At 61.7% G+C, this 20,042-nt stretch carries 18 protein-coding genes; 14 read left to right on the top strand and 4 right to left on the bottom strand.

The features are described 5' to 3' along the window. Window positions 1-253 precede the first annotated feature (253 nt). The 11 genes from IAE77_RS28205 (at window position 254) to IAE77_RS28155 (ending at window position 12,870) form a co-directional block, all read left to right on the top strand. Entirely contained in the window at window positions 254-1,633 is a 1,380-nt protein-coding gene (locus IAE77_RS28205) for a PQQ-dependent sugar dehydrogenase (protein ID WP_294234323.1), read from the top strand. Window positions 1,634-1,746: 113 nt separating this feature from the next. Continuing rightward, on the top strand, window positions 1,747-2,625 hold the full coding sequence (rarD, locus tag IAE77_RS28200) for an EamA family transporter RarD (RefSeq protein ID WP_294234320.1): 879 nt from the start codon (window positions 1,747-1,749) through the stop codon (window positions 2,623-2,625). A gap of 36 nt (window positions 2,626-2,661) precedes the next feature. Next, entirely contained in the window at window positions 2,662-3,276 is a 615-nt protein-coding gene (locus IAE77_RS28195; RefSeq protein WP_294234318.1) for an HAD-IA family hydrolase, read from the top strand. Between the two features lie 82 nt (window positions 3,277-3,358). Next, window positions 3,359-3,925, top strand: coding sequence for a UvrB/UvrC motif-containing protein (locus IAE77_RS28190; RefSeq protein WP_294234315.1), 567 nt, complete (start codon window positions 3,359-3,361; stop codon window positions 3,923-3,925). A gap of 79 nt (window positions 3,926-4,004) precedes the next feature. After that, window positions 4,005-5,129, top strand: coding sequence for a protein arginine kinase (locus IAE77_RS28185; RefSeq protein ID WP_294234312.1), 1,125 nt, complete (start codon window positions 4,005-4,007; stop codon window positions 5,127-5,129). Next, complete coding sequence (locus IAE77_RS28180) at window positions 5,122-7,647, top strand: ATP-dependent Clp protease ATP-binding subunit (RefSeq protein ID WP_294234309.1); 2,526 nt, start codon at window positions 5,122-5,124, stop codon at window positions 7,645-7,647. Before IAE77_RS28185 ends, IAE77_RS28180 begins: the two co-directional genes overlap by 8 nt. Window positions 7,648-7,730: 83 nt before the next feature. After that, window positions 7,731-8,942 (top strand): hypothetical protein, encoded by a 1,212-nt coding sequence (locus IAE77_RS28175; protein WP_294234306.1) that lies wholly within the window; start codon window positions 7,731-7,733, stop codon window positions 8,940-8,942. Between the two features lie 59 nt (window positions 8,943-9,001). Next, a complete protein-coding gene (locus tag IAE77_RS28170) occupies window positions 9,002-10,363 on the top strand; it encodes an MBL fold metallo-hydrolase (protein WP_294234301.1) in 1,362 nt (453 codons plus the stop codon). A gap of 1 nt (window position 10,364) precedes the next feature. Continuing rightward, entirely contained in the window at window positions 10,365-10,835 is a 471-nt protein-coding gene (locus tag IAE77_RS28165) for a dihydrofolate reductase (RefSeq protein WP_294234299.1), read from the top strand. 299 nt (window positions 10,836-11,134) lie between these two features. Next, the gene (locus tag IAE77_RS28160; protein WP_294234297.1) at window positions 11,135-11,857 is read left to right on the top strand and encodes a metallophosphoesterase family protein; all 723 of its coding nucleotides are present in this window, start codon (window positions 11,135-11,137) and stop codon (window positions 11,855-11,857) included. Continuing rightward, window positions 11,854-12,870 carry a glycosyltransferase family 9 protein gene (locus IAE77_RS28155; RefSeq protein ID WP_294234295.1) on the top strand — a complete coding sequence of 339 codons (1,017 nt, stop codon included), beginning with the start codon at window positions 11,854-11,856 and terminating at the stop codon, window positions 12,868-12,870. Before IAE77_RS28160 ends, IAE77_RS28155 begins: the two co-directional genes overlap by 4 nt. Here IAE77_RS28155 and IAE77_RS28150 read toward each other — a convergent pair. After that, the gene (locus IAE77_RS28150; protein WP_294234292.1) at window positions 12,863-14,419 is read right to left on the bottom strand and encodes a D-aminoacylase; all 1,557 of its coding nucleotides are present in this window, start codon (window positions 14,417-14,419) and stop codon (window positions 12,863-12,865) included. The genes IAE77_RS28155 and IAE77_RS28150 overlap by 8 nt on opposite strands. An 83-nt stretch (window positions 14,420-14,502) precedes the next feature. Here IAE77_RS28150 and IAE77_RS28145 point away from each other — a divergent pair, with 83 nt between their 5' ends. Further along, window positions 14,503-15,426, top strand: coding sequence for a D-alanine--D-alanine ligase (locus tag IAE77_RS28145; protein ID WP_294234291.1), 924 nt, complete (start codon window positions 14,503-14,505; stop codon window positions 15,424-15,426). Window positions 15,427-15,432: 6 nt separating this feature from the next. Here IAE77_RS28145 and IAE77_RS28140 read toward each other — a convergent pair whose 3' ends face one another. From IAE77_RS28140 to IAE77_RS28130, 3 genes are all read right to left on the bottom strand, one after another. Beyond that, a complete protein-coding gene (locus tag IAE77_RS28140; protein ID WP_294234289.1) occupies window positions 15,433-16,599 on the bottom strand; it encodes an MFS transporter in 1,167 nt (388 codons plus the stop codon). A 115-nt stretch (window positions 16,600-16,714) separates the two neighbouring features. After that, complete coding sequence (gap, locus tag IAE77_RS28135; protein ID WP_294234286.1) at window positions 16,715-17,764, bottom strand: type I glyceraldehyde-3-phosphate dehydrogenase; 1,050 nt, start codon at window positions 17,762-17,764, stop codon at window positions 16,715-16,717. Between the two features lie 101 nt (window positions 17,765-17,865). Then, on the bottom strand, window positions 17,866-18,654 hold the full coding sequence (locus IAE77_RS28130; protein ID WP_294234284.1) for a DUF4058 family protein: 789 nt from the start codon (window positions 18,652-18,654) through the stop codon (window positions 17,866-17,868). A gap of 126 nt (window positions 18,655-18,780) precedes the next feature. Here IAE77_RS28130 and IAE77_RS28125 point away from each other — a divergent pair, with 126 nt between their 5' ends. Together IAE77_RS28125 and IAE77_RS28120 are read left to right on the top strand one after the other, a co-directional pair. Next, window positions 18,781-19,161, top strand: a complete 381-nt coding sequence (locus IAE77_RS28125; RefSeq protein ID WP_294234281.1) for a BlaI/MecI/CopY family transcriptional regulator — start codon at window positions 18,781-18,783, stop codon at window positions 19,159-19,161. Between the two features lie 10 nt (window positions 19,162-19,171). Further along, on the top strand, window positions 19,172-20,042 hold an 871-nt coding region (locus IAE77_RS28120), incomplete at its 3' end, for a M56 family metallopeptidase (protein WP_294234278.1).

Raw genomic sequence — 20,042 nt, 5'->3', positions numbered from 1 at the left:
CAAGGCGTTCGTGGAGGACATCTTCGAGGCGCAGCGGGACCAGTTCAGCCCGAAGCGGAAGCGAGGGGCAAAGCGCATCGCGGAGACGGACGCGCCGCTGTATGCGTTGCGACAGTTGAAGCTGGCTGCGGTGACGTAGCCGCAAGGCGGGTCATCGTCTGTCCGCCTGTTGGGATTGAAACCTCGCCCCCTTCCATTTCAGGCTTGCCGGTTGAAAGACGGTTTCATAACCTCGCCGTTCTTTCCACCCACCATGAAATTGAACCATATCCTCCCGACCACCCTCGGCCTGCTGGCCATCCCAGCGCTCTGCCAGGCCGCAGACCCGAAACCTGTCCAACCCGGCGGCAAGCTGCCGAAGAAAGTCGCCATCCAGCTCGTGAAGGTGGCGGACAAACTGGTGGAGCCGGTCCACGTCGCCAGTCCGAAGGATGGCAGCGGCCGTGTGTTCATCTGTGAACGCCCCGGCGTCGTGCAGGTGGTGAAGGATGGCAAGGTGCTGCGTCGCCCGTTCCTCGACATCAAAGACAAGACCGTCAGCTCCTTCCTCGAACAGGGCCTCTACGACCTCGAATTCCATCCGAACTTCAAAGAGAACGGCCTCTTCTACATCCATTACTCCGACATGTGGTTCAATGGCGACGGCTTCATCGTTGAATACAAGGTGAAGGCCAGTAATCCTGACCAGGCCGACCCGGAAAGCGCCCGCGTGGTGATGCAGCTCGAGCGTCCCTACTGCAATCACAACGGTGGCGAGATCTGCTTCGGACCCGATGGCTACCTCTACATCGGCAGCGGTGACGGCGGCTGGGAAGGCGACGTGCTCAATGCCGGCCAGGACCTCAGCACCACACTCGGCAAAGTGTTGCGTATCGACGTGAACACCCGCACCACGGAAAAAGGCTACGGCATTCCGAAGGACAACCCCTTCATCACGCCACTGCAGCAGATGACGCTTTTCGGCATCAGCGAGGAGGCCTTCTCGAAGATCCAACCGAAAGCCCGCCCGGAAATCTGGAGCTATGGCATCCGCAATCCGTGGACGATGGCCTTCGACAGCAAGACTGGCGACTTCTACGTCTTCGACATCGGCCAGAATCACTGGGAAGAGATCAACTTCGAGCCGAAGGGCACCAAGGGCGGCGTCAACTACGGCTGGAAGGCCATGTGCGGCAGCCATCCCTTCCCGCAGATCCTCAAAAAGAACGCCGACGGCACCGAAACCAGTGTCGATCCGGAAAACTGGACGCCCGTGGGCAAACTGCCCATCGCTGAATACAGCCATGTCGATCAGGGCAACTGCGTCATCGGCGTCGGCGTCTATCGCGGCAAGGAGTATCCCGAGCTCGATGGCGTGTGTTTCGTCGCCGACTGGGGTTCCGGCAAAATCTGGGGCATGATGCGTGACGACGCTGGCCAATGGCAGATGGAAGAGCTGCTCGACCTCGACACCCCGCTGCGCCCGACTGGCGGTGGCGAGGGCGAGGATGGGGCTCTCTACCTCTGCAACGGCACCGCCGGCTACGGCGGCAAGACCGATCCATATCAGGAAGCTCCCGGCGCCTGCTGGAAGATTGTTCCAGCCGGCAAAGTACCGGCAGGAGCTGAAACGGCACCTCTGCAGAAGAAGTAAGCTGCCAGCTTGACGTTGAATCCATGAACGCGGAGCCCGAACAAGGCTCCGCGTTTTATTTGTGCAAAACTCATATTCAAGAGCTGCCAACCGGCCATCGTCCGAAAACAACAATGAACGCGCCACGTCCTCCCACGAACGCTGTGCTCAGCGCCGTGCTGGCGTTCGGCCTGTGGGGTGTGCTGCCGGTGTATTGGAAGCAAATCGGCCATCTGGGCAGTGATGTGGCGCTGGCGCAGCGGGTGGTCTGGACCATGGCGACTGTCCTGCCTCTGCTGATGCTACGTGGCGAGTGGGCAGGCTTGGGAAAATCGGCGCGGGACGTCAAACTGCTCAAGGCCCATGCGTGGTCGGCCTTTCTGCTCGCCATCAACTGGGGCGTGTTCGTGTGGGCGGCGCAGCACGGGCGCATCATCGATTGCAGCCTCGGTTACTTCATCAATCCGCTGCTGAACGTGCTCATCGGCAGCCGCCTGCTCGGCGAGCGGCTTTCGCGGCTGCAAAAACTCAGCATCGCCTCCGCCGCCTGCGGTGTGGCGACGCAGATCGTGCTCGTGGGCCGGCTCCCTTGGATCGGCCTGCTGCTGGCGGGCAGTTTTGCGCTCTACGGTCTCGCCAGACGTCAGTCACCGCTCGGATCCCTGCCCGGTCTGGCCATGGAGACCATCGTCGGCGTGCCGGTGGCGGCGCTGTATTTGATCTGGTGCCAGCAAAGCGGGGAAGCCATCTGGGGGGCCGCCTCGACCCGTGATCTCGCTCTCATCTTTGGGCTGGGCATCATCACCACGATTCCGCTGCTCGGCTTCGCCCAGGGTGCACGGCAGCTTCCGTTCGCGCTGCTCGGCGTTTTGCAGTTTCTGGCGCCCACCGGGCAGTTTTTGGTAGGCGCCTTGGTTTATCATGAACCGGTAACCGCTGGCTCGCTGCTGTCGTTTGGGCTGATCTGGACCGGCGTGCTGCTGTTCTGCGGCGATTTGTGGCACAAACGATGACTTGCAGCGGCGGCGTTCGCTTTTATCTCGAACCCCATGTCCCAGCCTGTTCTTCTTTGCGACGTTGGCAAAGTTCTCATCGATTTCGACTTCAGCATCGCCGCCAGCCGCCTGGCGGAGAAGTGCGACCATCCGGCGGAACTCGTGATGACCTTGTTTGACGACATCAAAGGCCCTTATGAGGACGGCCGCATGGACGACATTGCTTTTGTGCGTGAAGCCATCGCCGCCACCGGCTTTCGTGGCACACCTGAGGAGTTCGAGCACATCTGGTGCGACATTTTCACGCAGAACGAGCCGATGCATGCCACGCTCACCGCGCTGGCCGGGAAGCTGCCGATGCATCTGCTCTCAAACACCAGCGGCCTGCACAAGGACTTCTTCCTCCGCACCTTTCCGATCTTCAAACCTTTCAAAAGCGGCGTGTACTCATACTCGGCCCGGTGCTCGAAGCCTGGCGAGGAAATCTTCCGCAAAACCATCGCGGAACTCGATCTGGACCCGGCGCGGACGTTCTACATCGACGACCTGACTGCAAACATCGCCACGGCGGCCCGGCTGGGTTTCCAGACGTTTCACTACAGCTTTGCAAAGCATCGCGGGCTGCAGCAGGAGCTGGAAGCCTGGCTGTCGGCACAGGGCATTGGTTGACGCGCACGTTTCCCTGTCATAACCAGTACGCGCTGACGTTCGTATCAGTCATGTGGCACGAAAGCAGCACTGTTTGAAATCCATGAAATGCGACGTTTGCGAAAAGGAAGCCACGGTCTTCCTCACCCAGATCATCAACGGTCAGATGACCACGGTGAACCTGTGTGAAGGATGCTCGAAGGCCAAAGGCGTGACCGAGGAGACCGGCTTCGGTCTCGCGGAGGCATTCCTCACGCATTCACACCGGCCGGACGAAAACATGGAGGTCGTGTGCGACGCCTGTGGCTTCACCGCCTCCCAGCTCAAAAAGATCGGCCGCATGGGCTGCCCGGAATGCTACACGGCGTTTCGCGAAGGGCTCGACGGGCTGCTGCGCAACATGCATAAAGGCACGCGGCACGTCGGCAAACGTCCGAACAACCAGGGTGCCGGCACACCCCAGCTCCTGCCACGCCGGCGAGGGGCCGTTCCCGCACCGCCTTCCGCCCCTGCTCCCGCCGCCGCCACGCCGCCGCCCGCTCCGCCGCCGGTGGATGTGAACAAGCTCCGCGCCGACCTTGATCTGGCGGTGAAAGAGGAGCGCTATGAGGACGCGGCCCGGCTGAAGGCGGAAATCGAGCGGCTGCAGACCAAGGCCTCAAGCAAATGAGGAGCAGTGTTGCGCAGGAGGAGTCCTTGCATGCGATTCAACACGTATCCATGTTTGTTGATCCAACGCCAGCTCCCCCATGATGCGCTTTGCCACATTGATCAAAAATCCCGCCGACTGGATGAAGGGCGCGGGCCCGCATTCTGACATCGTGATGACCTCGCGGGTCCGGCTTGCGCGCAATCTGCGCGGATTTCCCTTCCCCGGCTTCAGCCAGGAGCGCCAGCGCATCGATCTGCTCGGCCAGGTGCGTCCGGTCATCGAAAGCCTGCCGGAAATGCGTGATGGTTACAGCGAGGATTACACCGATCTGAGCAAGATCCGCAAACAGGTGCTGGTGGAGCGCCACCTCGTCAGCCGCGAACATGCCGCGCGGTCTTCCGGCTGCGCCGTCGTCGTGGACCGGAAACAGAGCATCTCCATCATGATCAATGAGGAGGATCATTTCCGCATTCAGGGCATCCGGCCGGGGCTGAATCTGCACAGCGCCTACGATCTGGTGGACCGTGTGGACACGGAACTCTCTGACGCGCTTCCTTTCGCCTTCGACACGAAGCTCGGCTACCTCACCGCCTGCCCGACCAATCTCGGCACCGGCATGCGGGCCTCGGTCATGCTGCATCTGCCAGCGCTGGTGCTCACGGAGCAGATCAATCCGGTCATCAAGGCCGTCGGAAAAATCGGCCTCGCCGTCCGGGGCTTGTATGGCGAAGGCACCGAGGCGCTGGGCAACCTCTTCCAGATCTCCAATCAGCACACGCTGGGCGAGGCCGAGCCCGAAATCATCGCCCAGATCGAAAAGGTGATCGAAGGCGTCGTCCGCTCCGAGCAGACGGCTCGCGCAAAGCTTCGCGAGGATCACCAGACGATGCTGCATGACCAGGTCGGTCGTGCTTACGCCGTCCTGCGTTACGCTCACATCCTGTCATCCAAGGAGGCGCTTAACCTGCTTTCCATGCTGCGGCTCGGCGCTGATCTCGATCTTGTGGGCAACTGCGACCGCAGCCTGCTCGACATGCTGCTTCTCGAAATCCAGCCCGCTCATCTCCAGCTCAACGCCGCACGTGAGCTCTCCCCGGAGGAGCGTGACAGCATGCGGGCTGAAATCACCCGTGCACGGTTGCAATCCATTGACGGCCCAGGTAGTCTTCCCCCATCTCAATCAACCCCTGGAGGCCCGGCCTCCGCCCCGAATGATGAATAATTTCACCCCACGCGCCCAACAGGTCCTCGCTCTCGCCCGCAAGGAGGCCGACCGCTTCAATCACAACTACGTCGGCACCGAGCATCTGCTGCTGGGCCTCATCAAGCTCGGCCAGGGCGTTGCCGTGAATGTTTTGACCAAGCTCGGCCTCGATCTCGAAACCGTGCGCATGCAGGTTGAGCAGCAGGTCGGATCAGGTCCGGAGACCAAGATGGTCGGCAACATTCCTTACACGCCGCGCGTGAAGAAGGTGCTCGCCCTCGCCTCGAAGGAAGCCAAGGCGCTCAATCACAGCTATGTCGGCACGGAGCACATTCTGCTCGGTCTCCTGCGCGAAGGCGAAGGCGTCGCCGCCCAGGTGCTGCGCAACCTCGATGTGAACCTCGACAAGGCCCGCAGCGAGATTTTGAAGGAACTCGACCCGAATTTCACCTCCCAGAACGAAGAGGAAGAAGAGGAAAGCGAACCGGTGAGCCCCAGCGGGAACCAGCCCGCCAGTGGCGACAAGAAGAAGAACGAAAAGACGCCTGCGCTCAAAGCTTTTGGCCGTGACCTCACGGAACTTGCCATCAAAGGCGAGATGGACCCCGTCATCGGCCGTGCGGACGAAATCGCCCGCGTCATTCAGATCCTCTGCCGCCGCACCAAGAACAACCCGGTTTTGATCGGCGAAGCTGGCGTCGGCAAGACGGCCATCGTCGAAGGTCTCGCCCAGGAAATCGCCGCGGGCAATGTCCCGGAGATCCTGCGCGACAAACGCGTGATCACCCTCGACCTCGCTTTGATGGTCGCAGGCACGAAGTATCGCGGCCAGTTTGAGGAGCGCATCAAGGCGGTCATGGATGAAATCCGCCGCACGAAGAACGTCATTCTCTTCATCGACGAGCTGCACACCATCGTCGGTGCAGGCGGAGCGGAAGGCGCGATGGACGCCAGCAACATCATCAAGCCCGCGCTCAGCCGTGGCGAGCTTCAATGCGTCGGTGCCACCACGTTGAACGAGTATCGCAAATACATCGAGAAGGACGCCGCTCTCGAACGTCGCTTCCAGAGCGTGAAGGTCGAGGAACCCTCGGTCGAAGACGCGATCAAGATCCTCTTTGGCCTCCGTGGCAAATACGAGCTGCACCACAAGGCGAAGTACACCGAGGACGCCCTTAAGTCGGCGGTGAACCTCAGCTCCCGCTACCTGCCGTCCCGTTTCCTGCCGGACAAGGCGATCGACATCATGGACGAGGCCGGATCGAAGGCCCGCATCGCCGCGATGACGCGTCCGCCCGAACTCAAGGCCATCGAGGCCGAGATCGAGGAGATCCGCGTTGAAAAAGAGGGCTCGATCAAAGAACAGGACTTCGAAAAAGCCGCGCATCTGCGTGACCGCGAGAAAAACGCCAAGAAGCGTTACGACGACGTGCTGGAGCACTGGCGCTCCACCAGCCATGAGAAGATCGTGGATGTCACCGAGGAGGACATCATGTCCGTTGTTTCCAAATGGACCGGCGTGCCGCTGCAGCGCATGGAGCAGGCGGAAGCCGAGAAGCTCCTCAAAATGGAATCCGAGCTCAAGGGCAAGGTCATCGGGCAGGATGAGGCCGTCATCGCCATCTCGAAGGCGCTGCGTCGTTCCCGCGCCGATTTGAAGGATCCACGTCGCCCGATCGGCTCGTTCCTCTTCCTCGGCCCGACCGGCGTCGGCAAGACCTTCCTCGCCAAGAACCTCGCCGAGTTCATGTTCGGCACCGCCGAGGCGCTGATCCAGATCGACATGTCCGAGTACATGGAGAAGCACACCGCCAGCCGTTTGATCGGCGCTCCTCCCGGATACGTCGGTTATGAGGAAGGTGGCCAGCTTTCCGAGGCCGTGCGTCGTCGCCCATATTCCGTCATCCTTTTCGACGAAGTGGAGAAAGCGCACCCGGATGTGATGCACCTCCTGCTTCAGATCCTCGAAGAAGGCCAGGTCACCGACAACTTCGGCCGCAAGATCGACTTCCGGAACACCATCGTCATTCTCACCTCGAATGTCGGTGCCGAGCAGATCAAGCGTCAGACCAGCCTGGGCTTCATGGCCATGCAGCAGGACAGTGCTGACAACGAAGGCATCAAGGGCAAGATCCACGAGGCCGCGAAGAAGTTCTTCAAGCCGGAGTTCCTCAACCGTCTCGACGACATCGTCATCTTCCGCATGCTCGAGAAGACGCAGCTCAACACCATCGTCGATCTCGAGGTCAGCAAGGTGGTCACACGCCTCAAGAAGAAGAACATCCACATCGCGCTCGACGACAGCGCACGTGAGTTCCTGATGAAGGAAGGCTACGACCCGCAATACGGCGCACGGCCGATGCGCCGTGCGGTGGAGAAGCACATTGAGGACCCCCTCGCCGAGCATCTCCTCCGTGGCGATGTCCGCGAAGGTGACAACGTCAAGGTCTCCTACGACGACGAGCAGAAGCGCCTCAAGTTTGCCGCCGAAAAGCAGGAGACTGCTCCTGTGGCCGCCGACACACCTGCCGCGTGACCCCTCCGCGCGCCGATTCCTCTCCCAGCCCGGGAGAGGACCGGAGGTGAGGAGCCGCTCCGCCTGCCGTACTCGCTCATTTCATGATTCGCGCCCTTCTCTTGCTCGTCCTTCTCGGCAGCCTCGGCTGGTGGCTGGATCGCGAGCATCGTGCGGGCCGTTTCCAGCGCGTGGATGAATTGTTCCTCTATCTCCTGGTCGCGAACACACGTGATCGCTTCGAAAAAACGGCACCGGATGCCGAAACGCCATCGCAGGTCGTGCTGGTGAAGATGCGGACGGCCGACAAAGCCGAATACGCCGGCTGGCCGCCACGCCCGCTCGACTGGCAGATGGTTCTGAAAGGCCTGCAACCCTTCGACCCGGCCGTCATCGTCATTCCCGAAACGCTCACCTGGGGCAGGCCCTCGCCCGAATTCACCCGTGAAGCCGCCGAGGCGCTGATCCCCTTCCCCAGCATCGTTCTGGGCACCGAAGGGCAAATCGTGGCCGGCAGTGACGCCCCGGCCTTTCTCGGCGGCCTTGAGGATTCACTTCCGCGATTCGAGAAAGTCCAGGGAGACATCAAGCTCGTGCCGCAACTTGGCGCTTTGATTGCCGCGCCCGATGAATTGCTGCGCCGGCAGGCGGAGATCGGCATAACGATCCTTGCGCAAGCCACGGAGAAGCCGGTCTTGTCTTACGCGTTGCACGAAGACGGCCGTTTGCGGCCCACCACGCTCACCCAGGCACTCGTGCGGTGGTCGGGGACGCCCTACAGCACGCATCGTCTGCTGCTTGGTCCCGGAGCTGGGGCTTATCTCGCGAATGGGGCGTTTGTCCCGCTGACGAACACCGGTGAATTCATCGTCGATGCGAAAAGGCCCATCTCCGAGGTCGATGCGCTCAATGTGATGACCGTGGAGCTCGCAGAAGCACTCAGCGACGCCGACAAGGAGCATCTGAAGGACGCGGAGATCGTCGTCATCGGCACCGATGACGACGCGAGTGGCGGAATGGCACGCCTGCATGCGCAAGCTCTCGCCAAAGCGCTGGCAATGCCACGCATTCATCTGCTGCCAGCCCCTGCTCAGTGGTGCGCATGGGTCATGGCGGCACTGGGAGGCTTCTGGCTCGTCTTTCTTTCCCCGAAAACCAAAGCCCTGCTGCGTGGAGCGCTGCTGATCCTTGCCGCACTTGGCCTCGGCTTCCTCGCCTTCCAATCCGCCCTCATCTGGTGCCCGCCGACGCTTCCTGCGGCACTGCTGGCCGTGTCCACTTTGTTCGCTCGTGTGGCGGGGCGGAACACAGCTTAATTAGACCTTGTGCGCGGCCCCCGAGCCCCTAGTGTCGCGCTCCTTTTTTCAAAACCCGCATGCGTTTCCGCAATTTGACGCGCCGCCGTGAGATCGGCGCCAATTCCTACCTCCTCGAAACCGGGGACAACCGTGTCGTGCTGGATTCCGGCATGCATCCGAAGGGAGTGGGATTCAACGCGCTGCCGGACTTCGGGCCCCTGCCCCATGATTCGGCGGATGCCATCTTCATCACGCACGCGCACCACGATCACATCGGCTCCCTGCCCGTCCTGCAGCGCAAGCAGCCGCATGCGCCTGTTTTGATGACCGAGGTCACCGGCGAGCTTTCCTCCGCCATGCTGCACAACTCGGTCAACGTCATGACCAAGCAGCGCGAGGAGGACAGCGTCAGCGAGTATCCGCTTTTCACCCATCGCGAGCTCGATGAGATCCGCTCACAGTGGATTTATCGTGACCTCGACCGTCCCTTCCAGGTTCCTGACACGGATCTGGAGGCCACGCTTTTCGATGCCGGCCACATCCTTGGCTCCACCGGCATCCTGATCCGTGAGGGCTCGAACACGCTCTTCTACACAGGTGATGTGAATTTCGAGCCGCAGACCATCTGCCAGGCCGCCAACTTCCCCACCAGCGGCATCGACGTGCTCATCATCGAGACGACACGTGGCGATCACGCCCGTCCGGAAACTTATTCCCGCAAAGGAGAGAAAGAACGCCTCGCCGCACTGATCCGCGACACCCACGAGGCCAACGGAGCCTTGCTCATCCCTGTCTTCGCGCTCGGCAAGACCCAGGAAGTGATGCTCATGCTGCACGAATTGCATCAAGAGGGCCTCATTCCCGAAATGCCGCTCTACATCGGCGGCCTCAGCACCAAGATCACCGTCCTTTACGACCACTACGCCTCCCGCAGCCGCCGCAGCTATCCTGGCTTCCGCCTGCTGGAGGATGTGGACATGCTCGTGCCGCGCAAAAATCCCCGCAAACGCCAGGAGGTCGTCTCCAGCCCGCGCACACTCTACGCGCTTTCCAGCGGCATGATGACCGAACACACCGCGAGCAATCAGTTCGCCTGGAAGTTCCTCGACAACCCGCGCAACGCCATCGCCTTCGTCGGCTACACGGACCCCGACTCCCCTGGCTACAAAATCCGCCACGCCAAGGAAGGTGACATGATCAAGCTCGCCCGCGATCTGCCCGCTGTCCCGCTCCGGGCACGCGTGGAAAGCTTCGACCTCAGCGCCCACGCCACCCGCGAGCAAATCGCCGACTATGCCGAGAAGGTGAAGCCAAAGAAAATGCTCCTCGTCCACGGCGAGGAGGCCGCGCAGCAGTGGTTCATGCGTCGTTTCGCCGAAACCATCCCCGACACCCAGCTCATCCGGCCGGACGTGCATCAGCCAATCGATCTCTGGTAACATGCCCCGCCTCATCGCCATCGTCGCCATGTCCGCCAACCGCGTCATCGGACGCGAGGGCAGGCTGCCGTGGCACTACCCGGAGGATTTGAAGTTCTTCAAGCGCACCACGCTCGGCCATCCCATCCTCATGGGTCGCGCCACCTTCGATTCCATCGGCAGACCGCTGCCGGGACGTCAAAACATCGTCCTCAGCCGCACCATGCCACCGCGTGAGGGCGTCACCGTCATTCGCGACATCGCGGAGTTGCCCCAGGTCTGCGGCGACGCTGAAACCGTCTTCGTCATCGGCGGCGCACGTGTCTTTGAAGAATTCCTGCCGCAGAGTGACGGCCTCTATCTGACCTTCATCAACGAGGACTACGAGGGAGACGTGCTCCTGCCGCCTTTCGAGCACCTCTTCCACCTCGCCGAAGTCCTCGAAACCTCCGGCGACCTCGAATTCCGCCGCTACGAGCGTGTGACGGCCTGACGCGGCAGCTTACAAGCTGCTTACAACTCATTTACGCCCGTCTGACTCAAGCTTTCCAGCCTGTGGAAGAATACCCTCAGACATCGAGCCGGTGACGGTTCATTCGAAACTTTCAAAGAGGTGTTCCTTCTGGCTGTTGGACCTTCAGAATGCAACGGGGCGGACCGGGTGGTCCGCCCCGTTCGTTTTCCCCGGGCAATCCCATGATAGAAATGCCCTCCCCAGAAGGTTTCGGACGCCGAAATGCTTGATTTCCCTGCGCATGTCCCGAAGGTGAACCACCGACGCCCAACCTGACGATGAAGTTCGCCATTTTCGGAGACATCCACGCCAACCTGGAAGCCCTGCAGACCGTTCTGTGGGACGCCCAGGAGCAGGGCTGTGCCAGTTACGTCTGCCTGGGGGACATCGTGGGCTATGCCGCCAATCCGGTCGAGTGCCTGCAAACCGTGCGCGACATGGGCTGCCCGGTCGTCCGTGGAAACCACGATGAAGGTGCCGCCAGCGACAGCGGTCTGGAAGAATTGAACCCGCTGGCCCAAAACGCCCTGCTTTGGACCCGTCAGCAGCTCAGCGACGAGCAGCGCCAGTGGCTGCGTGATCTCAAGCTCGTCCGTCAGGTGCGCGATTTCACCATCGTCCACGCCACGCTCGATTCCCCCGGCAACTGGGGCTACGTGACCAACCGCTTCGACGCGATGGCCAGTTTCAGCTACCAGTTCACGCAGGTTTGCTTCTACGGCCACACGCACGTGCCCCGCATCTTTGAAAAGGACGACGCCGTGCGTGCCGCCCGTGGCACCGATGTCGTTCTCCAGCGCGGGGTGAAGTACTTCGTCAATGTCGGCAGCGTGGGCCAGCCGCGCGACGGCGACTGGCGGGCCGCCTACGCCATCTACGACATCCAGGCGCAGACGATCTCGATCCGCCGTCTGGAGTACGACATTGAGACCGCCCAGCGCAAGATCCGCGAGGCCGGACTGCCCTCATTGCTCGCCGATCGCCTTGCCTTGGGCAAATGAGCGCCGCAGAGCGCCAGTTCCCCAGCCTGCGCGACTTCCAATCCGCGCTCATCGTCAAACCGAGCTCGCTGGGTGACATCGTCCACACTTTGCCGGCCGTGAAGGCAATCCGTGATGCGCATCCACGGCTGAAGATCCGCTGGCTGGCGAACACGGAGTGGACACCGCTGCTTCAAGGCAGTCCGCTGATCGACGAGGTGCTGCCCTTCCCCCGCAAAAACTTCCGCGGACTCGCCGGGCTGCTGCGTTTCTGGAACTGGCGGCGCACGTGGATGCAATGGCCGCGTGAGGAGCCGGAGATCGTGCTCGATTTTCAAGGCTTGCTGCGCAGCGGCCTGGTCAGCAGTTGGCGTGGCTCCCAAAGCGTCATCGGCCTGTCCGATGCCCGAGAAGGATCGCGTTTCTTCTACCATCACATCGTGTCCGTCGATGCTGGAGCCCATGCGGTGGACCGCTACCTGGAACTGCCACGTGCACTCGGCCTCCAGATCGAGCCGGAGGACATCACCTTTGAACTCGCTCCTGGCTCGCCGCCCTCTGGCTGGCCTGACAATCTCTCGAATTTCATCGCGCTGCACCCCTGGTCGCGTGGCGAGGGCAAATCACTCTCGAATACTGCGTTGCAGGCCCTTTGTGACGCCTTGGCTCCGCATCCGGTCGTGCTTGTCGGCATGACGCCTGACAAAACCAGGCCGACAGGCGCTCACATTCAAGACTGGAGCCACCGCACCTCACTCTCGGAGCTGATTTGGGTGCTGCGGCAGGCGAAGTTCTGCATCAGCGTCGATTCCGGCCCGATGCACATCGCTGCGGCGGTGAATCCGCACACGCTGGGCATTCATACCTGGAGCGATCCGCGCAAAGTCGGGCCCTATCCACGCGAAGTTCATGTTTGGAAGGCTGGTCGCATCGCCCGACGCGGTGATTTTTCGGCCGAAGAATGCCAGACGGAGGCGCTGGTGACCGATCAGGCCGCCACGAGCATCGGGGAATGGGTTCGCGGCGTCATTTGAGCCGCAACGGGCCGCCGCTACGAACCTCGGTGAGCTGGCCGTCACGAATCACCACGCCGCCGTTCACGATCACGTGGCTGAAGCCTTCAGCATAGTGATGCGGATCACTGAAGGTGGATGGATCGTTCACTTTGGCGGGATCGAAGATGACGATGTCGGCAAAGGCTCCTGCCTTGATCATGCCGCGATCCTTGAGATGAAAGGCCTGCGCCGGCAACGAGGTCATGCGACGCACGGCCTCTTCCAATGTGAGCAGCTTCAGCTCGCGCACGTAGCGTCCCAGAACACGGGCGTTGTCACCGTAGCTGCGCGGATGCGGCACATCCTCGGCCAGACGACGCGGGCCGCCGTCACTGGCGATCATGGTGAGCGGATGCTTCATGAAAGTCTGCACATCCTTCTCCTCCATGCCGTGGAAGATCGCACTGGCACCGCCGCGTGCCTCGATGTCGAGCACGAGCTCGATCTGATCATCCAGCGAGTCGGAACCACGCACGACCTTGGCCGCCTCGGCGATCGTTTTGCCATTCAGCGTTGGATCAGCCTTGAACCGGGCGATCACAGCATAGCTGTAGTCTTTGCGGCCCTGACGCTGACGGCTTTCGGCCATTTTGGCGAGGATCTCGGCCTTCTGCTTCGGATCGGCGATGCGGGCGAGGTAATCTTCATGCGTCCCCTCCAACGCACTGTCGGGAATCAACTGCCGCAGGCCGGTGCTGGAGGCGGTGTAGGCGTATTGATCGTGCGTGATCTTCAATCCCTCCGCACGTGCCTTGTCCAGCAGCGAGAGCACCTCATTCGCGCGGCCCCAGGCGCTCGGACCTGACAGTTTGATGTGCGAGACCTCACCACGGATGCCCGCTTCACGCACCACACGCATGAACTCGTCCAACGCGTCGAAGATCTTCAGCGTCTCATGCCGCATGTGGCTGACGTAGATGCCGTCGTGTGCGGCGGCCACTTTCGCCAGGGCGATGATCTCGTCTGTTTTGGCAAAGGAACCGGGCACGTAGATCAAACCGGTGCTCAGGCCGACCGCCCCGTCCTTCATCGCCTGATCGACGAGCCCCTTCATCGTCGCGAGCTGCGTTTCGTCCGGCGCACGGATGAAAATGCCGCCCATACCCTGCTTCCGCACTGAATTGTGCCCGATGAGCGTGGCGACATTCACCGCGACCTTCGCCGCCTCGATTTCCTGGAAGAATTTGGCCACATCCGTGCGCGAATGGCCGCAGTTGCCGGTGATGATCGTGGTCACGCCCATGCGCAGGAAATTCTCCGCCGCCGGGATCTGGCAGATGTCCTCCGAATGCGTGTGGACATCGATGAAACCGGGCGCGGCCACCTGTCCGCCTGCATCCAGGGTGGAATCAGCCGTGCCTTCGATCTGGCCGACCGCGACGATTTTTCCGCCCTTCACCGCGATCGTGCCTTTCACCAGCGGTCCGCCGCTGCCATCAGCAATGTGCGCATTGGTGATGAGCAGGTCAAAATCGGCCGCCGAGGCGGTGACGGCGAGCAGGCAGGCGAAAAGCAGACGCAGCTTCATGGGTGCCGCAAAGGTGTGCCAGATGGCACGGACTTTGCCAATTCCTTTGCCAATCCTTCACCTGCATTCCATAACTCCGCACCATGCTCGACCTCACGAACAAGAAAATCGCCCTGCTGATGGGCGGCCCTGGCTCTGAACGCAAAGTCTCGCTCAAAACCGCTGAAAGCGTGGCCGAGGCACTCCGCACCAAGGGCGCGAACGTGGTCGAGATCGACGTCACCGGCCCCGATTTTGAAGTGCCTGCGGACACGTTCATCGCGATGAATCTGATTCACGGCACCTTTGGTGAGGACGGGCAGATCCAGTCGATCCTGGAGCAGCGTGGCATCCGCTACACGGGGGCTGGCGTAGAGAGCAGCCGCATCGCGTTCGACAAGACGCTGAGCAAGCAGCGATTCATCGCCGCCGGAGCACCGACACCACGCTCGCAGACCTACCTGCTCGATGGCAGCCAGCCGCTGGAGATTTCCCTCCCCCTCGTGGTGAAACCGCCGCGTGAAGGCTCCAGCGTCGGCGTGCACATCTGCCATCATCAGGCCGAATTTGAGGCCGCCATCGAAGACGCGAAGAAATTCGGCAAGGACACGCTCATTGAGGACTACGTGGCCGGCAAAGAGCTGACCGTCGGCATCCTGGGCGACCAGGTTCTGCCGGTGATTCACATCGAACCCGTCGAAGGCTTCTACGACATCAACAACAAGTATCCCTGGATGAGCGGCACGGGCAAAACGAACTACCACTGCCCTGCCAACCTCAGCCCTGAGGTCACGAAAGCCGTGCAGGACGCCGCTTTGAAAGCCTTCCGCTCCTGCGGCACCGAAGTTTATGGCCGCGTCGATGTGATGCTGCGTGACAGCGACCAGACGCCCTTCGTGCTCGAGATCAACACCATCCCCGGCATGACCAGCAGCAGCCTGCTGCCGAAAGCCGCGAAGGCCGTGGGCATCGAGTTCCCGGATCTCTGCGTGAAGATCATCGAGCTCTCGCTGGCCGCACGGCCTTGAGCTTTGTCATTCCCGCCAAGGTTTACGGCTGGAGAGGATGAGCACTGCCGCCACCACGCCCAGAGCCGCGTTCAGCGCCCATAAGATGGTCGGGTGACGATCATACAGCGCCATGCCGAAAGCGGAACTGGCCGTGTTGCCGGCGCACCAAGCGAAACTCAGGAAGCCCACATAACGACCGCGCATGTCATCCGGCGCAAGACTGGCCGAGTAAGCCTGCTGACGCGAGAAAGCGGACATCTCACCAACGGTGAAGATGATCATCATCACCACGAAGCCGGTGAGCGAGCCGCTGGCCAGAAAGACGAGGAAACTGGCCCCCATGAGCACATAGCCGAGCGCCAGCACCTGCTTAACCGGCCATTGACGCAGCCCCGAGGCCAGCGGCACCTCCATCAGGCAGATCATCACGCCATTGAGCGCCAACACCATGCCACAAAGGTGCAATGAGAGGCCGCTGCGCTCGAAGTGCAGCGGAAAGGACGTGTTTGTCTGCCGGAAGATCCACGCCGTGCATACGCAGGCGGCGAACAGTGCGAGAAACGCGTGGTTTTGACGGATCGACTGCCAGGCATAGGCCCAGCCCGCCTGCTCGCGCGGCGTTTTGCGTCCACGCGGCAGAAACAGCCAGGCGATCACGCCAAAGAAGGCCGACGTCGCCGCATCAACGACGAACAGCCAGAAGAACGAGTGTTCCGCCAGGAAGCCCGCAGTCGCCGGTCCGAGCGACCATGCGAGGTTCACCGCGAAGCGTTGCACGGCGAAGGCAATCACGCGGTGCTCTGCCGGCACAAGGTCCTGCACAAGGGCGGCACTGGCTGGTCCGCCCGCCTCATTGATCATGCCCGTGAGGAAGGCCAACGCCGCCAGCGCACGCCAGTCCACCGCCTGTGACATGGCGAGCATGCAAGCCGCGCCCGCCAGCGACGACACCGCCATGGTGATGTTCCGTCCGAGGCGGTCGGCCAGCCAACCACCGAGGGCCGCGGCCACAAAACCACCGACGGAATAAGCCGCCGCCGCATACCCGGCCTGGGCGGCTGTGTTGCCGTTCCGGGTGATGAACAGGGTGAGAAACGGCACGACGAAGACGCCAAACCGGTTGACGAAAGTGGCTCCTACGAGAACCCAGAAGGGCCGCGGCAGGAGGCGCAATTGAGAAGAAAGGGACATGGCTGGAAAATGAATGAGAGACGCATGGGGAGATGAGATGAGCAGGTACGCAAAACGGGCCGGCTCGCGTGAGCCGGCCCGTCGAAGGCTTTGAAGGTTGCTGCGTTGGGTTAAATCACAGGCCTTTGCTCACAATGTATTTCACGAGATCGACGACTCGGTTGGAGTAACCCCACTCGTTGTCGTACCAGCTCACGAGCTTGAAGAACTTGTTGTTCAGCTCGATGCCGGAGCCGGCGTCAAAGATGGAGCTGTGCTGGTCGTGCATGAAGTCGGTGCTCACCACTTCGTCGGAGGTCCAGTTGAGGATGCCCTTGAGGTAGGTCTCGCTGGCCTTCTTCATCGCGGCGGAGATTTCCTTGTAGCTGGTTTCCTTCTCCGTCTTCACGGTGAGATCGACCACGGAGACCGTCGGCGTCGGCACGCGGAAGGACATGCCGGTGAGCTTGCCCTTCACTTCCGGGATGGCGAGGCCCACGGCCTTGGCGGCACCGGTGCTGCTCGGGATGATGTTGATCGCGGCGCTGCGGCCACCTTTCCAATCCTTGGCGCTCGGGCCGTCCACGGTCTTCTGCGTGGCGGTATAGCTGTGGATGGTGGTCATGAGGCCTTCGGCGACGCCGAAACCTTCCTTCAGGAGAACGTGCACCACCGGGGCGAGGCAGTTCGTCGTGCAGGAGGCATTGGAAATGACGTGATGCTTGCTGGCATCATACTTCTCATGGTTCACGCCCATGACGATGGTGATGTCCTCTTCCTTGCCGGGAGCGGAGATGATGACCTTCTTCGCGCCAGCGTCGATGTGGCCCTGCGCCTTGCTGCGCTCGGTGAAAAGGCCGGTGGACTCGATCACGATGTCCACGCCGAGTTCCTTCCAAGGAAGGGCGGACGGACCCGCACGCACGGCGAGGCATTTGATCTCATTGCCATCGACCACGAGGATATCGTCCTCGGCGAGGTCAGGGCTGCTCTTCTTCGAGAAGACGTTCTCGCGGGCCTTCCCCTGCGTGGAGTCATACTTCACGAGGTAGGCGAGGTTGTCAGCAGGGACGAGGTCATTGACGGCGACGACCTGGATCTCTTTGCCAAGGAGGCCCTGATCGCAGATTGCACGAAACACGAGGCGGCCGATGCGCCCGAAACCATTGATGCCGATTTTGACCATATTCTTTTGGGATGTTTTGGATTTTTAAGGGCGGCAGTCCTAATGCGCCGGGCAGGGGGTGTCAACCGCCGAGGCAGCAGGATGCAGGCCACCGGAAGCGGTCATGCGAGCCCCGCCGCCTTCAGTTGCTCCGCCACCCAGGCCTCGTCCTCGGCGCTCAAGGGCGGCCCCGGCACGATGTGATGGTCCTCGTTGAAATAGCCCCCCATCCGGTAACAGCGGTCCACCAGCGGCTGCAGGGCGAGAACGACATCCAGATCCCCCTCACGCAGCGGGATGCGGACGTTCGGCAGCGTTTCACGCAGCGGCGTCTCGTACACCTCCTTGCACGACGGACTGAGCGCCCGGGTGACGCACACAACGGTCCGCGCGGCTGGTGCCAGCTTCAAACAGTCCGCCGGAACAGCCACGGCATGGCTGCCACCGCGCAGCAGGTCGATTTCCACCACATTGACACCGCCCGCCAGGTAGCTCTGCCGCTTCGACACATAGCGCTGCCAGCCATCGCTTTTGTTCGCCGGACTGAGGATCTCAATGACGGTGATGACGCGACCATGCGGATCGAGGATCTCGATCCAGCGCTCGACATCCTCATTGACGATGACATAGGCCGGCTCGGTGGCGACCACGCCACCGGAAGTCTCCTGCGCCGGCTGCCAGCGCGGTGCGATGCCGTGCTTCCATGAATCCACGACCGCGACATCCGCCCGCGCGCTTTTCTCCCGCTCGTCTTCCGCCAGCGTCACCTGCTCCTCCGAACGGGCCTTCAGGCCGGTGGGAAGGCTGTCCGCGATGGCATCACGGATGTAGCCGATCAGCGCCGTGTGCACATCCGGCCAGAACCGCTCCAGGAATGGATTCATGCCCGGAAAGGGATTGTTCTTGTTCATGAGTGAAAATAGCCGCCGCCGATGACCTTGCAAACGGGGCTTCTGAGCCCCGCAGCCCCTGTTCACTACATTTGTAGTTGCCAGATCACGACAAATGTAGTGAAATGCGCATGAATTTAAAAAAACATGCCTGCCATCCCCGACATCTCCGAATCCGAATGGTCCGTCATGGAGGTCCTGTGGGACTCCGCTCCGCAGACCGCCTCCGAAGTCACCAAGTCGCTGCGCCCGACCATGAACTGGGCGGAGAACACCGTCCGCACGCTTCTCACCCGTCTTGTTGAAAAAGGTGCGCTCAAGACTGGCGAAAACGCCAGCGGCACACGCACCTTCACTCCTGCGGTGAAACGCGAGGCCTGCGTCCGTGCTGAAAGCCAGTCCTTCCTCGACCGCGTCTTCGGCGGCGCGGCCAAGCCGCTGCTCGTCCACTTCGCGCAGAACTCCAAGCTCAGCGCCGACGAGATCAAGGAACTCAAAAAGCTACTCGATCAGCAATTGAACTCATAACTCACCACTCATGAACTCACTGACTGCCTTCTTCGACTGGCTGCTCACCGCAAGCCTGCGTGCTTCCCTGCTCACCCTGGCAGTGGGGATGGTCCAGTTCATCCTGTGCAAACATCTGTCGCCACGCTGGCGATACGCGCTCTGGCTTCCCGTGCTGGTGGTTCTGCTCATGCCCGTGCTGCCGGAAAGCCGCTGGAGTTTGGAAAGCGTGATGACGGAGAAACCACAGATCGTGGAGATCGCGCCCGCGCCTCTGACCACGCCGCTGCCTCCCGCCGATCTTCCTCCCGCCGTCGCCGATTTCACCCCCGCCTCCGTTCCCATCGACTGGCAGCAGATCAGACTGCTCACCTGGGCATCCGGCGCCGCGCTGGCGCTGCTGGCCGGCGGCCTGTCTTTCACGCGAACCTTGCAGCGCTTTCAACGCACCCGCCAGAATGCCAGCACCGAAACCCTGGCTCAATTGAAGGACGTGGCCCGCGAAGTCGGTCTGCGGCGCCCCCCGCGTCTGCTGGTCGCCTCCACGATCAACAGCCCCGCCGTGACCGGGCTTCTGCGGCCCGTGCTGCTGCTACCCGCCGGTTTCGGGCACGACTTCACCCCAGCCGAGGCACACCTCATCCTTCGTCATGAACTCACGCACTTGAAGCGTCACGATCTGCCGCTGAACACCCTCCTCTGCGTGCTCATGGCCCTGCATTGGTTCAATCCGCTGCTCTGGCTGGCCTTCTTCATGGCACGGGCCGATCGTGAGGCCGCGTGCGATGCCCAGGTGCTCGAAAATGCCACGCCACAGCGTCGCAGCGAGTACGGCCACGCCCTGCTGAAAATGGTGCGCGAGGAAGCCGAGCACTACGCCCGCGAGCACGGCGGCCGCCGCG

It is taken from the genome of Prosthecobacter sp. (genome assembly GCF_014879935.1).
Lineage (GTDB): Bacteria > Verrucomicrobiota > Verrucomicrobiia > Verrucomicrobiales > Verrucomicrobiaceae > Prosthecobacter.
The sequence above is the reverse complement of the archived record's forward strand: the minus strand, read 5'-3'. Positions and strand labels throughout refer to the sequence as shown.